Genomic DNA, 18,639 nt, shown 5'->3' on the forward strand with positions numbered 1-18,639 from the left:
TCAACCCTGATAATTCATTTTTGAAGTATTTTGACAATATGATTCTAAAAATTGCAGATTTGTCTATAAACAGATTGATTATATATATAGGTATGGTTTTTAAGAGTTCATGACCGAGAAATTTACTTATTATTCCTAAATACTTTTATTTTTCTTTTTGAAAAGCTTCCAAGACAAATTTATCTGTATTTTCAAAATCTTTATTAAACAAAATTTCAAATAAACATTCTACATATTTAAACTCTTTACTTTCATTCTCCAAGTCCTCCAAAGTGGTTATGCTATCTAAATCAATTCTTTTTTTTTCTAAGAAAAATTTCTTGTGTATAAATTCATTAGAAAACTCATTCTTACGGGAACAAACGACATGTATAATATAAGTACTTTCGTTATCGTAATTAATCATATATAAAGGTTCCTTTAAATTTTTAAATAGATTTTTCTTTAGCGGCTTATACTTTCCGATTTTATATGCTAATGCTTCTGAAAGATTTAAATTTCTATGTTTAAGAATATAAAAATTATTTTCAGATATTTCAAATTCGTCGCCATCTAATAAATTTAGAAAACTTAATAATGTATTATTTCGCTTAAGAAGCCTAACAGGAATATATTTTTTCCCAATTCCACTATAACAACGATCTACTAAATAATAATAGTGATTAATTTTAAACACATTTTCTCTCTCTTTTCTTAATACATTTTCATTCATTTGTACGTGATTTTATGTTAATTCACAAAGATACAGCCTCTTATAAGTATTTCCAAATTACTTAATTTCAAACACATATTCCTTCCGAAACCGAATACCATAGCCCGGATTACTTCACTATACTTTTATTTTAATTGGAGTTCAGTGAATTTCATTTGAGGTGTAAAGCCCGGAGTTAAAAAAGCAAAAGTTTCCTGTTTTAAAAAAGCGACCAGCGGAAGCTCTTTTTAAAACATTAGAAACTTTGCTTTTTTAATGAGGACTTGAAACGGAAAGCCGGAAATAGCTCCTGATAAGTAAAATGCAATTTGTAAAATGTATTTGCAAAACAATGGTAACAAACGATTCTGAAAACATTGTTAATTCTTTATCTGACATCTTGTCATATTGACCGTATTTCACCTATCTTTGCACTTTGAATTTTTATAATGGAAAAGATTATTGAAGAAAGCAAACAGGGCGAAAGTCTTGTTTTAGAAAATAAGCCTGAGAATACTAAAAAACTTTTCATAGAAAGTTATGGCTGTGCGATGAATTTTTCGGACAGTGAAGTCGTAGCTTCGATTTTATCTGACGGTGGATACAACACTACTTCGGTTTTAGAAGAAGCCGATTTGGTTTTGGTTAACACTTGCTCGATTCGTGACAAAGCTGAACAAACGATTCGCAAACGTCTTGAAAAATACAATGCGGTAAAACGTACCAATCCAAAAATGAAAGTGGGTGTTCTTGGCTGCATGGCGGAACGTTTGAAAAGTCAGTTTTTGGAAGAAGAAAAAATTGTCGATCTTGTGGTTGGACCAGATGCTTATAAAGATCTTCCGAATTTATTGGCGGAAGTTGAAGAAGGACGTGACGCCATAAATGTAATTTTATCGAAAGAGGAAACCTACGGAGATATTTCGCCAGTTCGTTTAATGAGTAACGGAATCACAGCTTTGGTTTCAATCACTCGTGGATGTGATAATATGTGTACGTTTTGTGTTGTCCCTTTTACACGCGGACGTGAGCGTAGTCGCGAACCGCAAAGCATCATGGCTGAAATTCAGGATTTATGGAATAACGGTTTTAAAGAAATTACGCTTCTTGGGCAAAACGTTGACAGTTACCTTTGGTACGGCGGTGGTTTGAAAAAGGATTTTGTAAATGCCTCTGAAATTCAAAAAGCAACAGCAGTCGATTTTGAACAATTACTTGAAATGGTTGCTGTTAGTTTTCCAAAAATGCGTATTCGATTTTCGACATCGAATCCGCAGGATATGCACGAAAGTATTTTGCATGTTATAGCAAAGTATCCAAATATCTGTAAACACATTCACTTGCCGGTTCAATCTGGAAGCAACAGAATTCTAAAGGAAATGAATCGCTTACATTCTCGCGAAGAATACATGGCGCTGATTGACAAAATCAGGGAAATTGTTCCGGAAGCTTCAATTTCTCAGGATATGATTGCCGGTTTCCCTACAGAAACCGAAAAAGACCACCAAGATACTTTAAGCTTAATGGAATATGTAAAATATAATTTCGGTTATATGTATTCGTATTCTGAACGTCCAGGAACTCTCGCCGGAAGAAAAATGGAAGATGATGTTCCGGAAGAAACCAAAGCCAGAAGATTACAGGAAATTGTCGATTTGCAGCAGAAACATGCCTGGTTTAGAAGTGAGGAATTCGTTGGGAAAACAGTTGAAGTTTTAGTTGAAAAAGTCTCTAAAAAATCGAAAGACGAATTTTCTGGAAGAAACTCTCAAAGTATTACGGTAGTTTTTCCAAAGGAGAATTATAAAATTGGAGATTTCGTTAATGTAAAAATCACAAGCTGTACTAGTGGAACTTTAAAAGGTGAAGCTGTGGGTTTGAGTAGCATGAATTAAGTTTTTTGTTTCAAGTTTTAGGTTTCAGGTTATTTCCGTAAATTGAATTTTATATTTATTGATTTAGAATTACTAAAAGCCAAATAAAGATTAAGAATGGACAAAAAGATTATTATTGAATATAAACCTAATTTAGATACATTAGTTAAAGTTTCCAAATACCTGCTTTTTAGGATGGGTTTTGTAAAATGGATTATGTTTGTTTTCTTTTTTGTAGTTATACAAAATGCTATTTTATCAACCACGCAATCTGAAACTAATTTAGAGTGGAATTTCCTAGACCTTATACCTTTTGGAATAGTTATTATAGTTTGGTTAGCCGTTTATTTCCTGACGATTTCCAGTATTAAAAAAAACATTCTTAAAAACAAAAAAAACTTAGAACTCCAAAAAATAACTTTTAATAGAGAGTCCTTCACGCAAGAAGGTGAAAGTTTTAAAATGGTAAACCTTTGGAAAGAATCTTTTCAAATTAAAGAAACCGATAAATGGTTTTTACTTTATCTAAATAAAACCTCTGCCTTACCTATCATTAAAGAAGATTTAAAAGACAACCAATACAATGAATTAAAACAGCTTTTTAATTCATTAGATATAAAAAAAAGTTTAAAAAAATAAGTTTTAATTCTGACGAAGAACTTGAAACTTGAAATCAACAAAACTTGAAACAAAATATAAATGGAAACAGTTCAGGCAATAAAACAACGATTTGAGATTATTGGTAATGATCCGAAGTTAAATCGTGCTATCGAAAAAGCCATTCAGGTTGCTCCAACTGATATTTCGGTAATGGTAACTGGGGAAAGTGGTGTTGGTAAAGAAAATATTCCGAGAATTATACACTCGCTTTCGCACAGAAAACATGGGAAATATATTGCCGTAAACTGTGGTGCAATTCCGGAGGGAACCATTGACAGTGAGCTTTTTGGTCATGAAAAAGGCGCTTTTACAGGTGCTACAAGTACACGTGAAGGTTATTTTGAAGTGGCTGACGGCGGAACCATTTTTCTGGATGAAGTTGGCGAATTACCTTTAACCACTCAGGTAAGATTACTCCGTGTTCTGGAAAATGGTGAATTTATAAAAGTAGGTTCATCTCAGGTTCAGAAAACGAATGTGAGAATTGTTGCTGCAACTAATGTTAATTTGTTCAACGCCATCGAAAAAGGAAAATTTCGTGAGGATTTGTATTATCGTCTAAGTACTGTCGAGATTACATTACCGCCTTTACGCGAAAGAAACGAAGACATTCATTTATTGTTCCGAAAATTTGTAGCCGATTTTGCCCATAAATATAAAATGCCGCCTTTGAGACTGGATGATGGCGCAATTCAGCTTTTACAGAAATTCAGATGGAGCGGAAATATTCGTCAGCTTCGAAATGTAGCAGAACAGATTTCTGTTTTAGAAACCAATCGTGATATTAATCTTGCGACTTTACAATCTTATTTACCTGCTGAAGGAAGCAACCTGCCTTCTGTTATCAGCGACAGCAAAAAAGAAAGTGACTTCAGCACTGAAAGGGATATATTATATAAGGTGCTTTTTGATATGAAAAGCGACCTGAATGATTTGAAAAAACTCACTTTAGAACTCATGAAAAATGGTTCGTCAAAAGTGCAGGACATTAATCCAAATTTGATTCAGAAAATATACGGCAATCAGCAGAACGACAGCGAAATTGATTTTGAAGAAGAACCAAGAACAGCTGTCATGGCACCAGCAACACATGAAGATAGTTATCACATACAAGATCACAATAATTATTTAGACGCTGAAACGATTGAAGAAGAAGAAATTTTACGTTTAGAACAAAAAGAAATCGAAATGATTAAAAAGTCATTAGAGAAAAACAAAGGAAAACGAAAAGCTGCTGCTGATGAATTAGGCATTTCTGAAAGAACATTGTATCGAAAAATTAAACAATTTGATCTATAAATTAATTAAATTACAATTTCAAAATTCCAAAATCCAATTACTTATATTTGACCAAAATTGGAATTTACGATTAAGTACTATGAAAAAAATATATTCTTTTTTCGCACTTATCAGTCTTTTTATGCTGAGCGGATGCGGAGTTTACAATTTTACAGGAGCCTCTCCTATTGAGGGCAAAACATTTCAGGTGAATTTTTTTCAGAATAATGCTGATCTGATTGAGCCTGGAATCGACAGAGAGTTCACATTGACTTTACAGGATTTGATCATGAATCAAACCAATTTAAACCTGGTTACTGTGAATGGTGATTTGCTTTATGAGGGAGAAATCACAGATTACAGGATTACCCCAATGACAGCAACAGCAGATCAGCAGGCTTCTCAAAACCGTTTAACAATTCGTGTAAATGTTCGTTTTTCAAATAAAAAGAAAGAAACTGACGATTTTGAAAAACCATTCGAGTTTTATTATGATTATCCGGCACAGACACAGCTTGTTGGAAGCGTTTTAAACGAAGCAATCAAAACTATTTTTGAAAGAATTACACAAGACATCTTTAATGAGTCGTTGGCTAAATGGTAAAATCTTTAATCGTTTAAACCAATTCACTAATTAAACAACTAAAATAATTAATAATGAACGTAACAAATTATACTTACCTAATCAACAAACCTGATGCTATAACAGAAAAGCAGACAGAAGCATTAGGAAGTGTTTTAATTGAATTTCCCTATTTTCAAAGTGCCCGTGCATTGCGATTAAAAGGACTTTATAATCAAAACAGCTTTAAGTATAATCACGCTTTAAAAGTTACAGCTGCCCATACATCAGATCGTTCGGTTCTGTTTGACTTCATAACTTCTGAAACTTTCAATTCTATTCAGGGAGAATTTTACGACCGTAAACTTAGAGATCTTTTAAACATAACCGTTTTTGACAGTGAAATTGTATTAGCTGAAGAAAAAAAGAAAAAAGCAGAACTTCGTATTGACCTTGTTGAAAAGTCTATATTGGATTCGATTAAGGAAGCTACAACTATAACAACATTTGAAGAACCTGCAAAAGTTGAAGAAAAAGGCATTGAGTCTGTTTCTGAACAATCAATTTTAGATTCTTTTGAAGAAGTCACAAACATCGCTTTTAAGGAGCCTGAAAAAACAGAAAAAAAATCAATTGAAGCCGTTTCTGAGCAATTGATTTTAGATTCCTTTAAAGAAGTAACAAACTCTAGTCTTGAAGAATCTGTAAAAATTGAAGACAATCCAATTGATTCCGTTATTGAGCTGCCAACATTAGATTCTTTTAAAGAAGTAGCTCCAACTATTGAAGAAAAACCTATTATTGACCCCATACCAGTTAAAAAGGAAGGAATAAGAACTTTTTTCGAGGAAATTGTAGAGGAGGAAATTTCAGAAGAAATTCCTGAAATAAGAGTTGAACCAATTGAAAAGTCAACATACGATTCATTACTAAAAGCTACAAAAGCTATTTTTGATGAAGTTCCTGCTGAAGAACCAAAAGAAACTGAAGTATATGAAACAGTAAAAACAGCCAAGGAAAATCTGGAAATAGGAAAACCATTGGATTTTTCAATTAGTGAAAAACATTCTTTTCAGGAATGGCTGCAATTAGCAAGGCCAGAACCAATCGACAGGACTAATGAAGGTCCGAAGGAAGCCGAAAAGACAGAAAAAAATGTTGAAAACATAGTCGAAAACCAAATGATTGACGAAGAAAAAAAGAAAAAAGCAGAAATAATCGATAAGTTCATCGAAACAAATCCAAAAATTTCACCCATAAAACAAACAGCAATAAATCCTGCGGTACAACTCGATTCAAACAAAGAAGATAATTCTTACTTGATGACCGAGACCCTGGCCAGAGTATATTTGGAACAAAAAAAATACACAAAGGCAATACAAGCATATGAAATATTAATTTTGAAATATCCGGAAAAAATTACTTTCTTTGCAGACCGCATATCAGACATAAAGATTTTACAACAAAATAACAATAACAATAATTAAGTAATGAGCACATTTTCAATTTTTTTAGTTTTAATCACAATAGTTTGTTTTCTATTGATTGTAGTAATTATGGTTCAAAATCCTAAAGGTGGAGGATTATCGTCAACAATTAGCGGAACTCAAATGTTAGGTGGGGTACAAAAAACAACAGACTTTTTAGACAAAAGCACCTGGACATTAGCGACTATTCTGATTGCTTTAATTTTGCTTTCAAGTTTGAGTTTTACAGGATCATTGAGTGATACTGATTCTAAAATTATTGAAAAAACAGAAGCACCTGCTGCAACTACACCAGCTGCTCCGGCTCAGGGAACTCCGGCTCCTGCAACTCCAGCAGCTAAATAATAACTTACAAAATAAAGATAAAATGCCAGCCTGTCAAAGCTGGCATTTTTTTTAGGAAAAAATGTCAGTTTTGCGAGCATGGCATAATTTCTGAAAGCTTATTGAACATTAAAAAACGTATAACTTTAATAATATAAAATCATGGCCTTAAACATTAAACCGCTTTCAGATCGCGTACTTATCGAGCCAGTAGCAGCAGAAACTAAAACTGCATCAGGAATCTTTATTCCGGATACTGCGAAAGAAAAACCACAAAAAGGAACTGTAGTTGCAGTTGGAAACGGATCTAAAGATCACACTATGACCGTTAAAGTTGGTGACACTGTTCTTTATGGTAAATATGCCGGAACAGAATTAAAACTGGAAGGAACTGATTATTTAATGATGCGTGAGGATGATATCTTGGCAATCATCTAAAAAAGATTAAGTACTCAGTATTAAAAATTAAGACTAAAGTAACTTAAAACAAATTAAAACTTTAAACAAAAAATTAAAATGGCAAAAGATATAAAATTTGATATTGAAGCACGTGACGGATTAAAACGCGGTGTCGATGCATTAGCAAACGCTGTAAAAGTAACTCTGGGACCAAAAGGTCGTAATGTAATTATCGGAAAATCATTTGGTGGACCAAATGTTACTAAAGATGGTGTTTCTGTTGCTAAAGAAATTGAATTAAAAGACCCACTAGAAAACATGGGGGCACAAATGGTTAAAGAAGTTGCTTCTAAAACTAATGATTTAGCTGGTGACGGAACCACAACTGCTACTGTTTTAGCTCAGGCTATCGTAAAAGAAGGTCTGAAAAACGTTGCTGCAGGTGCAAATCCAATGGATTTAAAACGCGGTATCGATAAAGCAGTTGAAGCTATCGTTGCTGACTTGGCAAAGCAAGCTAAAGTAGTTGGAAGTGATTCTGACAAAATCAAACAAATTGCTGCCATCTCTGCAAATAATGACGAAGTAATTGGTGAATTAATTGCAACTGCTTTTGCTAAAGTTGGAAAAGAAGGTGTTATTACTGTTGAAGAAGCTAAAGGAACTGATACTTTTGTCGATGTTGTTGAAGGAATGCAGTTTGACAGAGGATATCTTTCTCCTTACTTTGTTACAAACCCGGAAAAAATGGAAGTTGAATTAGACTCTCCATACATCTTATTATATGACAAAAAAGTATCTTCTTTAAAAGAATTACTTCCAGTTTTAGAGCCAGTTGCACAATCAGGAAAACCATTATTGATTATTGCTGAAGATGTTGACGGTGAAGCTTTATCTACTTTAGTAGTAAACAAATTAAGAGGTGCACTTAAAATTGCTGCTGTAAAAGCTCCAGGTTTTGGTGACAGAAGAAAAGCAATGTTAGAAGACATTGCCATCTTAACTGGAGGAACTGTAATCTCTGAAGAAAGAGGTTATACTTTAGAAAACACCACTATCGAAATGTTAGGAACTGCAAAAAGAGTTTCTATCGATAAAGACAATACAACTATAGTAAGTGGTGCTGGTGAAGCAGATATCATCAAAAACCGTGTAAACCAGATTAAAGGTCAGATGGAAACAACTACATCTGATTACGATAAAGAAAAATTGCAGGAGCGTTTGGCTAAATTAGCTGGTGGTGTTGCAGTTCTTTATGTTGGTGCTGCTTCTGAAGTAGAAATGAAAGAGAAAAAAGACAGAGTTGATGACGCATTACACGCTACTCGTGCTGCTGTTGAAGAAGGAATCGTTGCCGGAGGTGGTGTTGCTTTATTGAGAGCTAAAGCTGCTTTAGCGGAATTAAAAGCAGATAATGCTGATGAAGCAACCGGAATTCAAATCGTTTCCCGCGCAGTTGAATCTCCATTAAGAACTATCGTTGAAAATGCAGGTCTTGAAGGTTCTGTTGTTGTGGCTAAAGTTTCTGAAGGTTCAGGTGATTTTGGATACAATGCAAAAACAGACGAATATGTAGATATGCTTACTGCAGGAATTATCGATCCTAAGAAAGTAACTCGTGTTGCATTAGAAAATGCTGCATCTGTTTCTGGAATGATCTTAACTACTGAGTGTGCATTAATTGACATTAAAGAAGAAAACGCCGGAGGCGGAATGCCAATGGGAGGCGGAATGCCAGGAATGATGTAATCGTTCTTGATTCTTTATAAGTTAGAAACGCTGGATGGAAAATTTCTATCCAGCGTTTTTTTATTCTAAAATATCCTGGATAAACAAGCGTTAGATTCACACCAAATTCTTTTACTTCTGCTGCCAAAGATTATGTTAAGCCTGGTAAATGCAAATTTTGTAGAACAATAAATTCTCCAACCCGGAAAATTCTCAACATAACCGCCCACAGAAGAAATATTAAAAACGTGTCCTGATTTATTTGCAAGTATATAAGGCATTTTGTTTCTGATTACATTTCATAATCAAACAAAGTTTACTCCATAATTTTTTCTTGATTCCTCATCAGTCAGTTCGTTCAATGCCTCTAATTTATCAAGACATCACTTTATAAGTAGGATCCTCAATAACATTTACATTAATAACTCCGGCAGCATTTTTTAGCAATTGACGACAATCTTCGCTTAAATGTTTTAATTCGACAACTTTATTTAATTGATTGTATTTTTGGGTCAGATTATTCAACGCTTCAATAGCCGACATATCTGCAACACGACTTTCTCTAAAATCTACAATAACATGATGTGGATCGTTCAAAATGTCAAATTTCTCCAGAAAAGTAGTTGTTGAACCAAAAAATAACGGCCCGTAAATTTCATAATGTTTGATTCCGTTTTCATCTATAAAATATTTGGCACGGATTCTTTTTGCACTTTCCCAGGCAAAAACCAAAGCCGAAATAATTACCCCGATTAAAACTGCCAAAGCCAGATTATGCAATACAATTGTAACTACAGCTACCAAAATTCCAACGAAAATATCGTGTCTCGGCATTTTATTGATGATTTTAAAACTTGCCCATTCAAAAGTAGTAACCGCAACCATCATCATCACTCCTACTAATGCTGCCATTGGTAATTTTCCAATTACGGGAGCACCAAAAAGAATGATAAGCAAAATAGTTAAAGCTGCAATAATTCCCGAAAGTCGGGCTCTTGAACCTGCTCCAAGATTCACCAAAGTCTGTGCAATCATAGGGCAGCCTCCCATACCATAGAAAAAACCATTTAGAATATTTGAGCTTCCCTGAGCAATACATTCGCGATTGCTGTTTCCTCTTGTACCGGTAATTTCATCGACCAAATTCAGCGTTAACAAACCTTCAGTCAAACCTACAACCGCCACAATTACCGAATAGGGAAATATAACTTTTAAAGTCTCAAAAGAAAATGGAATATCCGGAACATGAAATGGAGGAAATCCGCCATCAACCGAAGCAATATCTGCTACCGTTTTAGTATCGATATTAAAAACAATTACTAATGCAAAAACGACCATAATAGCAACCAAAGAGGCCGGAACTGTTTTTGTGATCTTTGGAAAAATCAAAACAATTGCAATTGTCAAAGCAACTAATCCGAGCATAATATACAAAGGAGTTCCCTGAAGCCATGAAACCTGACCATTAACTATCGTTTTAAACTGCTCCAATTGCGACATAAAAATTACAACTGCCAATCCGTTTACGAAACCGAACATAACAGGCTGAGGTACTAACCGAATAAATTTTCCGAGTTTAAAAAGTCCAATACAAATTTGTACTACGCCGCCAAGCGCAACGGCTGCAAAAACATATTCAATTCCATGCGATTTCATCAAAGCTATCAAAACGATTACCGTTGCTCCTGCTCCACCGGAAATCATTCCTGGTCTTCCTCCAAAAATTGCAGTTACCAATCCGGCAATAAAAGCTGCATATAATCCTACCAAAGGAGGAAATCCGGCCAAAATAGCAAACGACAACGATTCTGGAATCATGGTCATTGCCACAGTTAAACCGGCTAAAATTTCATTTTTATAATTGACTTTTTGGTTGAAATCGAAGAGTTGAAATGCTTTTTTCATAAGGCACAAATGTAGAAAATAAAGCCTTAAGAGAAGGAGTCTTTAAATCTAAAAGCTGTAATTATTTACCTTTAATACTTTAAAACAAAATAGAAAGAGTAAAACGAATACAACTTAGCTAAGCGATTTTATCATCATTGCATTTGAATACTTTTAAAAGTAATAATTTTATCATAATGTTCTAAATCAGATTATACCTTTTTCTTTCCAAATAAGGCTCCAGTAGACCACAAGGCTAAAAAAATCAAAACAGGCTGAAAAAACAACCGGATCAGGCGAGCCTGATCAGTATCAAGGCCAAAAGCAGGAGTTCCGTTTACATATTGCGCAATGTTTCCCGGAAATATTAAAATGTAAAATACAGCAAGTGCAATTCCTACTCTAGCTTTATACTCCCCTAAAAACAGCATTGCCAGACCTAGCATAATTTCTACAATTCCAGAAAGGATCACTACCAAATCTTTACTTAAAGGAACCCAATTAGGAACCTGCGCCTGAAAATCATCTCGTTGAAAAGTAAAATGACCTATTGCAGCTGCTATCATAAATAATCCTAGTAATATTCTAACAAAGTTTTGAAGTTTTGATGTGTTTGTAGTTTCCATATATAAATGAATTGTTCTGTTTATATCTTTTGTTAATTCACGTTTGAGAATTTTACTCAAATTTAACTATAAACTCGTCCGTCTATTTTGCAAAATTTACTTAAACTGATTATGTAATTTCCATATTTATAGTGTATCTGATTTAATCCTAAACATAATTGCTATTTATTTTATCATAAAATACCGTACAAACACTTGTGTTATTTTTCTTAAAATATAGTAATATTACCAAGCAAATATTAAGGCTAAATAACAACTTAACAACAATTAATCATGAGCAAAGTTTACAACACATCAAATTGTGACGAAATTAAACTTAGTTTCGAACTGTCAAATAACCTTGGGTTTATTCCCTTGTATACAAGAGTTTTTTTAGATCTCCAAAATGGAGTGAATGTTCAAAAGCCGATGTTTGTAACTCCAATGCATTTAACAGATGCCTCAATTCCCCTGACCCCATCATTTACGCATAACAAAGGACTACTTTATTTTGAAACTTATATCAGTTATAAATCATTAAATACTTCATCAAAAGAGCAGATCATTGGAAACGCAAAAAATTTAATCTTTAATTACAGAATACAGGATTGCAATGGTCAAAGTCAGGTTTTTTCAACTTATGATTTGGGTCCGGTAGATATCGCAAGTAAAGAACTAATTTATTTTGTAGCATTAATTGATTTGATATGAAAAAAATGACTACTTACTTATTTTTGATGCTGTTACAGATTAGTGCGGCACAAAATTCTGCAAACTCTGTCGATTTAAAAGAAGTGCAAATTCTTAATTCAACAGCTTTAGCATTACTGGATAATTCGGCAGCAATAGTTACTTCAAATCCTGACTATAAAGATTTTAATATAAACACTGAAAATTTATCCAATTTATCTTTTGATTTCAGTTTAAACAAAGGAAAACTAAATGGTCTTGAATATTATGGAATTGGTAAAACCATCAATGATTTTAAACAATTTACAAGTGACAAACTTTTAAGACCTAATGTTTCAGCTGTAGTTCATCGAACTGACAGCACTACTAATATAGGAGCAGGATTTAGCGTAAATGTATTTACTCTTTTTCGTAAAAAGAAAGAAGATATGCAAAAGGCTTATGCAGCTATTAGAAATACTACGGCCGAAATGATTACTAAAGCCGATTTGATTATGGCTAGAGATTTCCCTAATCTAAATAAAGTTACTAATCTTGTAGAATACAATGAACAGTATACTAAAATCCTGGAATCGTTGCCAACTGTTGAAGCAAACGAGTTTGCAGAACTTTTAAAAAGACCTTTATTAACTCTTGATCTGGCTGCGGCATATAGCACTTTATACGATGGCAATAATTATAATAGTAATCAGAAAGACAGAACTGGGGTATGGAGTACTATAACCTGGTCTCCTAAAATTGATAAATCTTATCTTAATATTTATGGTTTTATCAGATATATAAAAGATCAATCTGTTTATAATGAGAACACTAAAAACTTTTCAGATCAGTTTGAATATTTTGATTACGGGAGTAAAATACAAATTGACATCAATTCATTTTCGTTTGGCTATGAGTATATAAGAAGAAATGGGAATGGCAAAGATTATCGGTCTGTGGGACTAATACAATACAAAATAAGCGCAAATTATTATGTAACAGGAGGGTTTGGTAAGAATTTCACTTCAGATTCGTCGAAAAACTTAGTTTCTCTTTTAGGAATACGTTGGGGAATTAATAAAAGTGAAACTAAAAAATGGGAAGAGTAATCCTAAATACGTTGAAAAAAAATACATTCTGAACAAAAAACAGGTATTTATACGTATAGCCAGAATCAAAATTAGTTATATCCTTGCAAGGAATAGTTTTAACCGTCATTTTTAGTTAATCCGCAAGGAATTGTAAATGAAGAACTTTTTTTTGGAATAATTAGTGAGATTTGAATCTGTAAAAAGACTAGAATCTCATTTTTTATTTTAGCCCTTATCTAAATAATTATCTATCATCAATAATAAAGATAATAATGCCGATAAATTTTGTTATACGTTAGACACCTAATCATCGTAATAGATGTTTTCTCCCCAAATCAACGACCTCTTTTGTATTGACTTGTATTAACAAATCCAAAAAATTTCGATAGCCGTTTCAGTCTTACATTCTAATTCATTTTATAAACAGGAAAAAGACTCATACCTATCTTTCTGTCTTGCATCTAAAAATTCTGTAAACTCCTGTTTCAATATTTAGCAATAAGTATCATGAAGAAAATTAATTATTAAAAGCATCAATTATTAGCTGATTTTTATAGCTTTGCAAAGCCACATTTTCCATTTTTTTCAAACAAATTATAATACCTAATTGCAATGCGATCTATCATTTCGACATTTTTATTTTTAATATTTGTCTGCTCAAATTCTCACGCTCAACTCAGTTCTGATAAAATATTTGAAAGTTTCAAACAGGGAGAACGAACCAACTGCTCTTCAATTGCTTTTATCAAAGCTTCACTAAATATTTATGGACTGGACAACCTTTTCATTACTGAAAAATTAAATGATAGCTTATACCAAATAACCTTAAAAAATAATGTTACGTTTAAACTAAAAATAGATGAATTAAATAAAGCTGAATTTTCTGCCGGATTTGTATTCATTAAACCGAATGAAGACAGTAAAAAAATAACCGATTATGCCGTATTGGCTTATGCAGTAATGGCAAAATACAAACAAATTTTAGATAAAGAAAAGACTTTTGAAAAGGCTCTGGAAGATTTAGAAGGTGGTGAAATACATACACCAACTATTTATAAATATTTAGGATTTCAAAAAGGTAAACATGTTCAGGAGTTAAAACGTCTTACAGGAAGTGAATTTTGCGGAGTCGTGGCGTGGTCAAATGCACATGCTGTTTTCGTTTGTGAAGATTTTATGGATTATTACGGCAATAAAAAAAGTTTATGGGATAAGTATCCCGGACGTTTTAGAATATTAAAAGCATAAAATAAGCTTTATACAAATACCACTCAAAAATCAAATTCAGGGTGGTATTTTTGTTTTAAAATACTAAAAAAATTAAATACCAATACTCATATGAGACGAGAAAATTACATTCCTTTCAGTAAGGAATTTTTACTCGATCAACAAATAGCTGCTTTTGCAGAAGATCAGAAAAAAGTAGAAGATTTTAAAAAATTATTCGACATCATCGAGCACTATTATCATTATGAAACTTTTAATCTTAATCGAAACCTAAAACAAAACTATGGCTCATTCGATCCTGATTTAAGCGTAAAAGAACGTGAAAGGTATATTGGCAAAAGTGATTATTTAATTTTTAAAGAAACACTTCTAAAAGTTTTAAAAAACGGCAATTACAGACGTGTAGAGCAGGAAATCTTAGACAACGCATTTAAGGAGTCTGATTTAATTGGTTTAAAACTTTCTATAGACCTTAATGCCTTCAAAGACTATGAACTGTATGTTCGTGGTCAGCATAAAACGAAAGAAAAAGTAAAAAAATATATTTTCTGGAAAAAAGAAATAGAGATTGAATATTATGAGCGCGTCATGATTTACCTAAATTATAACGAAGCTGATTATCTTGCCAAAAAAAAAGTAAAGCTAGGAAAAACACCTGTTGATCCCGGAGCAATTGTACTGAAAATTTTTAAGCGGGTACCTAAAAATGATCTTGAAACGATTTTCCCAAATGCTATTCCAAAAATGTCCACTACAGACAAACTTTTGCTTTGGGTACCTGGACTATTTGGTGGCATTTCATTGCTAAGTGCAAAAGTGATTCCGGCCTTGATTAATATGTACGAAGCTTACAGAACAGGAGAAGCTATAGATTTATTAAACAGCAAAACCTCTCTAAATCAAGGATTAATTGCATTGGGAATTTTATCTGCATATTGTTTTCGCCAATATAATAATTTTGTAAATAAAAAAATCAAATACTCTAAAATGCTTTCTGACAGCCTTTATTTTAAAAATCTGGGAAATAATAGTGGCGCTTTTTATTCACTTTTAAATTCCTCTGAAGAAGAAATACTCAAAGAAACTATTTTAGCATACTCTTTTTTATATAGAAGTAAAGATCCGTTAACAGCCGAGGAAATCGATGATCAAATAGAAACCTGGTTTAAAATTAAATTAAATACGGATCTTGATTTTGACATAAAAGAAGCTTTACTAAAATTAAAAAACATTGGTCTTGGAATTGAAAATGATGGCAAGTGGGAAGTCATTGCTCTTGAAAATGCACTAATCAAAATTGATGAGTTATGGGACAATGCTTTTAATTATAATCAACAATAATTTCTCAGCTTTCTATTAAGCAACTTATTCAATTATAGTATTTTGTTATTCATTTTATTATCCTCTTTTCAAATAAAATTAATGATATTATAAAAATAGAATAAAGAAATCGAATTATATACACTAAAGCATTCTATATATTATAAAATAAGAAAAAATAAGCATTTTGTCGATTTATTTTACCCTTAATCGATTTAATTTTGTAATATTGAACAGTTAAAAAAAAACACAACATTTGCTATAAAAAACTGTTTTTAGCTAAAAATATTTGCTTTTGATGCATTCACAAGTAAAAAAATATCAAAATAGTTAAAATAGATTTATAAAAATAACTGATCAATAATCTGAATTAAAGTAAAATTTAAAAAAATGACTAAAAAAATGCTTCTTAGCCTTTGGATTTTAGTTCTTATAGTTGCTATTTTTTTCCTTATTTTACAAAAATGGATTCAATCTAGCTATTAAATCATTAGCGGTCACAAAAATATCCTGATTGAACTAATATTGAATAATTTATAATAACACAATAAGTGCTTACTAATTAAAAGAAAGAAAACAAAAAAGTTCTCTTTCTTTTTTAATTATCTTATGATCTATTCATTTTCAGCCTCCAAATAATCTTCTTCTGATTCTCCCATAGCGACTAATTCAGGTTTTGAAGACTTCAGTGTATTAAATCTTTCTACTTTTTCTAAATCTTCTTCATCTCCACTGAAATAAGGAAAAACATCCATAATTGGCGACTCTGAAATTGCTGGTATAGTATAATCACCCATAGTATTTTTCATAACCGTAACAGTATTATCATAAGCTTCTTTTACATCATTAGCCTGTACCAGTATATACATATTGGTTTTGCGTTCTTTTCCACTTTCTTCATCAAATGCTATTAACGAAATTTTTGACTTAAACCAACGGTCAGCATTTTCAAAAGGGTGAATTTCTGCATAATTCGCCACTTTTATGTTAGTGATTTTAAATTCTTCGCTCACATACGCCTTCATTTCTTCATTAATTCTGCTTTCAGCTTCTGTATACGATATGGCGTCTACCAGATAAGGTTCTGTAGTAACCTTTTGCGATCCAATATCATCCGTTTTTCTATATTTTACCTTGCATTCATACCAAATTGCACTCATATTATTTTTTTAAGGACCCCAAAGATAGATTTTAATAGAAATAAAAATCCCTTTTTCACAAAATAGATATTCACAAATTTGAAACTAGAAAATTTGTGTCAAACTCAAAAATATTTAATAGCTTTGATAGAACTCCTAAACCTCAAAAAATGAAAACATTAGAACAATGGTTTGAAGAATATGCTGTTAGCCATCAGAATCCAAAAAATAAAGCCATACATTATGTGTGCGTACCGGCGATCTACTTTTCTATCACAGGATTGCTCATGAGTATTCCTAGCGATTTAATTGCCAATACTTTACAAATCAGAACTCCAATAATCGAAAACTGGGCTGTAGTAGTATTACTTTTTGTACAGGTCTTCTATATCCGGCTGTCAGTTGTAATGGCTTTAAAAATTGCCCTTTTTTCAGCTATTTGCCTGATTGTAAATTTTTACATCTCACAATTTGTTCCTTTATGGCTATTTTCAATTGCTGTTTTTGTTATTGCCTGGATTGGGCAATTTTATGGACATAATATTGAAGGTAAAAAACCTTCTTTCTTAAAAGATCTTCAGTTTTTACTAATTGGTCCGGCCTGGGTTGTTGAGAATTTGTTCTCAGGAAAACAGCATTCTTAAAAATCAGTTACGCCTTCTTAATAATTTCACATTATGAAAATTGATCAAGGCCGGGTTAAAGTTGAAAAATATCCTCTTTTTACTTATAGAAGGATCAGACGCACTATTGGGTATTTAGGAATAACCCTGCCGATACTTTTAATTAGTTTATCATTTTTACCTTTTTTCAAAACTCAGCTTCAGCCTTCAATAAGCCATTATTATTATACGAATCTTAGAGAATTTTTTACAGGAACTTTATTTGCTGTTGGATTATTTTTAATATGCTACAGAGGTTTTGGAAACAGATCTATCTGGAAAAATGATAACTTACTAACCAATATTGCAGGAATTATGGCTGTGGGTGTGGCATTATTTCCGACAAACCCAAATGATTTTGCTAATAAAATTTACACTTTAGTTCCATATCCTGAAAAATATCTTGGGTGGCTTCATTATGGTTGTGCTGCTATATTGTTCCTAATAATGGCTTTATTGACCATCAACGTTTTTACAGTAGGACAACATAATGAAACCCGAAGTCCTAAAAGTATTTTAAACGAAAATAACATTTACAGATTCTGCGGCTATTCGATTATTGTATTTATAATTATGGTGCCGGTTTCAGAAATCCTGAAACTTTATACATATTCAACTTTGATTTTCGAATCCCTTTCTCTTTTTGCTTTTGGTATTGCCTGGCTAATTAAAGGGCGAGCATTGGGTGACAAAGGCATAATTGGCAAAAAAATATATCAGGAAAATAACCCGGTTGATACAGAGAAAGTTTTTGAGGAATAATACTTTATAAAGATCCAACACAGTAGCCCAGAGAGAAGCGGCATCCTTTGCCTGACTTTTTTAGGCAGGGAAAGATATAGCGAATGACTGGAAACAGCTCCTAAAAAAAAAGACAAAGAAGAAAAATTTCTCTGCTTTGTCCTTTCAAAGTGATCGCGGAGGGGTTCGAACCCCCAACCCTCAGAGCCGAAATCTGATATTCTATCCAGTTGAACTACGCGATCCAATATATTAAATAATCAAATTCAAAATCTATTTTTAGAGATAAGAATTGAAA

Annotated in this window: 18 protein-coding genes and 1 tRNA gene; 14 read left to right on the forward strand and 5 right to left on the reverse strand. The window is 32.5% G+C overall.

Going from position 1 to position 18,639, the window contains the following annotated elements:
* Positions 1-145: 145 nt before the first annotated feature.
* Positions 146-712: a hypothetical protein gene (locus ACNC7R_RS17760; RefSeq protein WP_417942357.1), complete on the reverse strand. Its 567-nt coding sequence runs from the start codon at positions 710-712 to the stop codon at positions 146-148.
* Positions 713-1,140: 428 nt separating this feature from the next.
* On the opposite strand from ACNC7R_RS17760, the gene miaB reads away from it, so the two are divergent.
* The 8 genes from miaB to groL all read left to right on the forward strand — a co-directional run bounded on the left by miaB (position 1,141) and on the right by groL (position 9,024).
* A complete protein-coding gene (gene miaB / locus ACNC7R_RS17765) occupies positions 1,141-2,586 on the forward strand; it encodes a tRNA (N6-isopentenyl adenosine(37)-C2)-methylthiotransferase MiaB (RefSeq protein WP_417942358.1) in 1,446 nt (481 codons plus the stop codon).
* A gap of 96 nt (positions 2,587-2,682) precedes the next feature.
* Positions 2,683-3,204, forward strand: coding sequence for a YcxB family protein (locus ACNC7R_RS17770; protein WP_417942359.1), 522 nt, complete (start codon positions 2,683-2,685; stop codon positions 3,202-3,204).
* Between the two features lie 60 nt (positions 3,205-3,264).
* A complete protein-coding gene (locus tag ACNC7R_RS17775) occupies positions 3,265-4,524 on the forward strand; it encodes a sigma-54 interaction domain-containing protein (protein ID WP_417942360.1) in 1,260 nt (419 codons plus the stop codon).
* Positions 4,525-4,603: 79 nt separating this feature from the next.
* A complete protein-coding gene (locus tag ACNC7R_RS17780) occupies positions 4,604-5,107 on the forward strand; it encodes an LptE family protein (protein ID WP_417942361.1) in 504 nt (167 codons plus the stop codon).
* A gap of 53 nt (positions 5,108-5,160) precedes the next feature.
* Complete coding sequence (locus tag ACNC7R_RS17785; RefSeq protein WP_417942362.1) at positions 5,161-6,552, forward strand: tetratricopeptide repeat protein; 1,392 nt, start codon at positions 5,161-5,163, stop codon at positions 6,550-6,552.
* Between the two features lie 3 nt (positions 6,553-6,555).
* Positions 6,556-6,897, forward strand: coding sequence for a preprotein translocase subunit SecG (gene secG, locus ACNC7R_RS17790; protein WP_223678867.1), 342 nt, complete (start codon positions 6,556-6,558; stop codon positions 6,895-6,897).
* Between the two features lie 141 nt (positions 6,898-7,038).
* Entirely contained in the window at positions 7,039-7,314 is a 276-nt protein-coding gene (locus ACNC7R_RS17795) for a co-chaperone GroES (protein WP_223678869.1), read from the forward strand.
* Positions 7,315-7,392: 78 nt separating this feature from the next.
* Positions 7,393-9,024: a chaperonin GroEL gene (groL, locus tag ACNC7R_RS17800; RefSeq protein WP_417942363.1), complete on the forward strand. Its 1,632-nt coding sequence runs from the start codon at positions 7,393-7,395 to the stop codon at positions 9,022-9,024.
* Between the two features lie 354 nt (positions 9,025-9,378).
* On the opposite strand, the gene ACNC7R_RS17805 is transcribed toward groL, so the two are convergent.
* Together ACNC7R_RS17805 and ACNC7R_RS17810 are read right to left on the reverse strand one after the other, a co-directional pair.
* A complete protein-coding gene (locus ACNC7R_RS17805) occupies positions 9,379-10,908 on the reverse strand; it encodes a SulP family inorganic anion transporter (RefSeq protein WP_417942364.1) in 1,530 nt (509 codons plus the stop codon).
* A 191-nt stretch (positions 10,909-11,099) separates the two neighbouring features.
* Positions 11,100-11,513 carry a hypothetical protein gene (locus tag ACNC7R_RS17810; protein WP_417942365.1) on the reverse strand — a complete coding sequence of 138 codons (414 nt, stop codon included), beginning with the start codon at positions 11,511-11,513 and terminating at the stop codon, positions 11,100-11,102.
* Positions 11,514-11,786: 273 nt separating this feature from the next.
* Here ACNC7R_RS17810 and ACNC7R_RS17815 point away from each other — a divergent pair, with 273 nt between their 5' ends.
* The 4 genes from ACNC7R_RS17815 to ACNC7R_RS17830 all read left to right on the forward strand — a co-directional run bounded on the left by ACNC7R_RS17815 (position 11,787) and on the right by ACNC7R_RS17830 (position 15,820).
* Complete coding sequence (locus ACNC7R_RS17815; protein WP_417942366.1) at positions 11,787-12,203, forward strand: hypothetical protein; 417 nt, start codon at positions 11,787-11,789, stop codon at positions 12,201-12,203.
* Positions 12,200-13,270 carry a hypothetical protein gene (locus tag ACNC7R_RS17820; protein ID WP_417942367.1) on the forward strand — a complete coding sequence of 357 codons (1,071 nt, stop codon included), beginning with the start codon at positions 12,200-12,202 and terminating at the stop codon, positions 13,268-13,270. Before ACNC7R_RS17815 ends, ACNC7R_RS17820 begins: the two co-directional genes overlap by 4 nt.
* 594 nt (positions 13,271-13,864) lie before the next feature.
* Positions 13,865-14,500, forward strand: coding sequence for a hypothetical protein (locus ACNC7R_RS17825; protein WP_417942368.1), 636 nt, complete (start codon positions 13,865-13,867; stop codon positions 14,498-14,500).
* 90 nt (positions 14,501-14,590) lie between these two features.
* On the forward strand, positions 14,591-15,820 hold the full coding sequence (locus ACNC7R_RS17830) for a TMEM143 family protein (protein WP_417942369.1): 1,230 nt from the start codon (positions 14,591-14,593) through the stop codon (positions 15,818-15,820).
* Between the two features lie 593 nt (positions 15,821-16,413).
* Here ACNC7R_RS17830 and ACNC7R_RS17835 read toward each other — a convergent pair.
* Positions 16,414-16,959 carry a DUF4494 domain-containing protein gene (locus ACNC7R_RS17835; RefSeq protein ID WP_417942370.1) on the reverse strand — a complete coding sequence of 182 codons (546 nt, stop codon included), beginning with the start codon at positions 16,957-16,959 and terminating at the stop codon, positions 16,414-16,416.
* A 149-nt stretch (positions 16,960-17,108) separates the two neighbouring features.
* On the opposite strand from ACNC7R_RS17835, the gene ACNC7R_RS17840 reads away from it, so the two are divergent.
* Both ACNC7R_RS17840 and ACNC7R_RS17845 read left to right on the forward strand, forming a co-directional pair.
* Positions 17,109-17,582: a DUF962 domain-containing protein gene (locus tag ACNC7R_RS17840; protein ID WP_417942371.1), complete on the forward strand. Its 474-nt coding sequence runs from the start codon at positions 17,109-17,111 to the stop codon at positions 17,580-17,582.
* Between the two features lie 33 nt (positions 17,583-17,615).
* Positions 17,616-18,362: a hypothetical protein gene (locus ACNC7R_RS17845; RefSeq protein ID WP_417942372.1), complete on the forward strand. Its 747-nt coding sequence runs from the start codon at positions 17,616-17,618 to the stop codon at positions 18,360-18,362.
* A 150-nt stretch (positions 18,363-18,512) separates the two neighbouring features.
* On the opposite strand, the gene ACNC7R_RS17850 is transcribed toward ACNC7R_RS17845, so the two are convergent.
* Positions 18,513-18,586: transfer RNA gene (locus ACNC7R_RS17850), tRNA-Arg, on the reverse strand.
* Between the last annotated feature and the right edge of the window lie 53 nt (positions 18,587-18,639).

This window comes from Flavobacterium adiutor, assembly GCF_048282555.1.
Taxonomy (GTDB): domain Bacteria; phylum Bacteroidota; class Bacteroidia; order Flavobacteriales; family Flavobacteriaceae; genus Flavobacterium.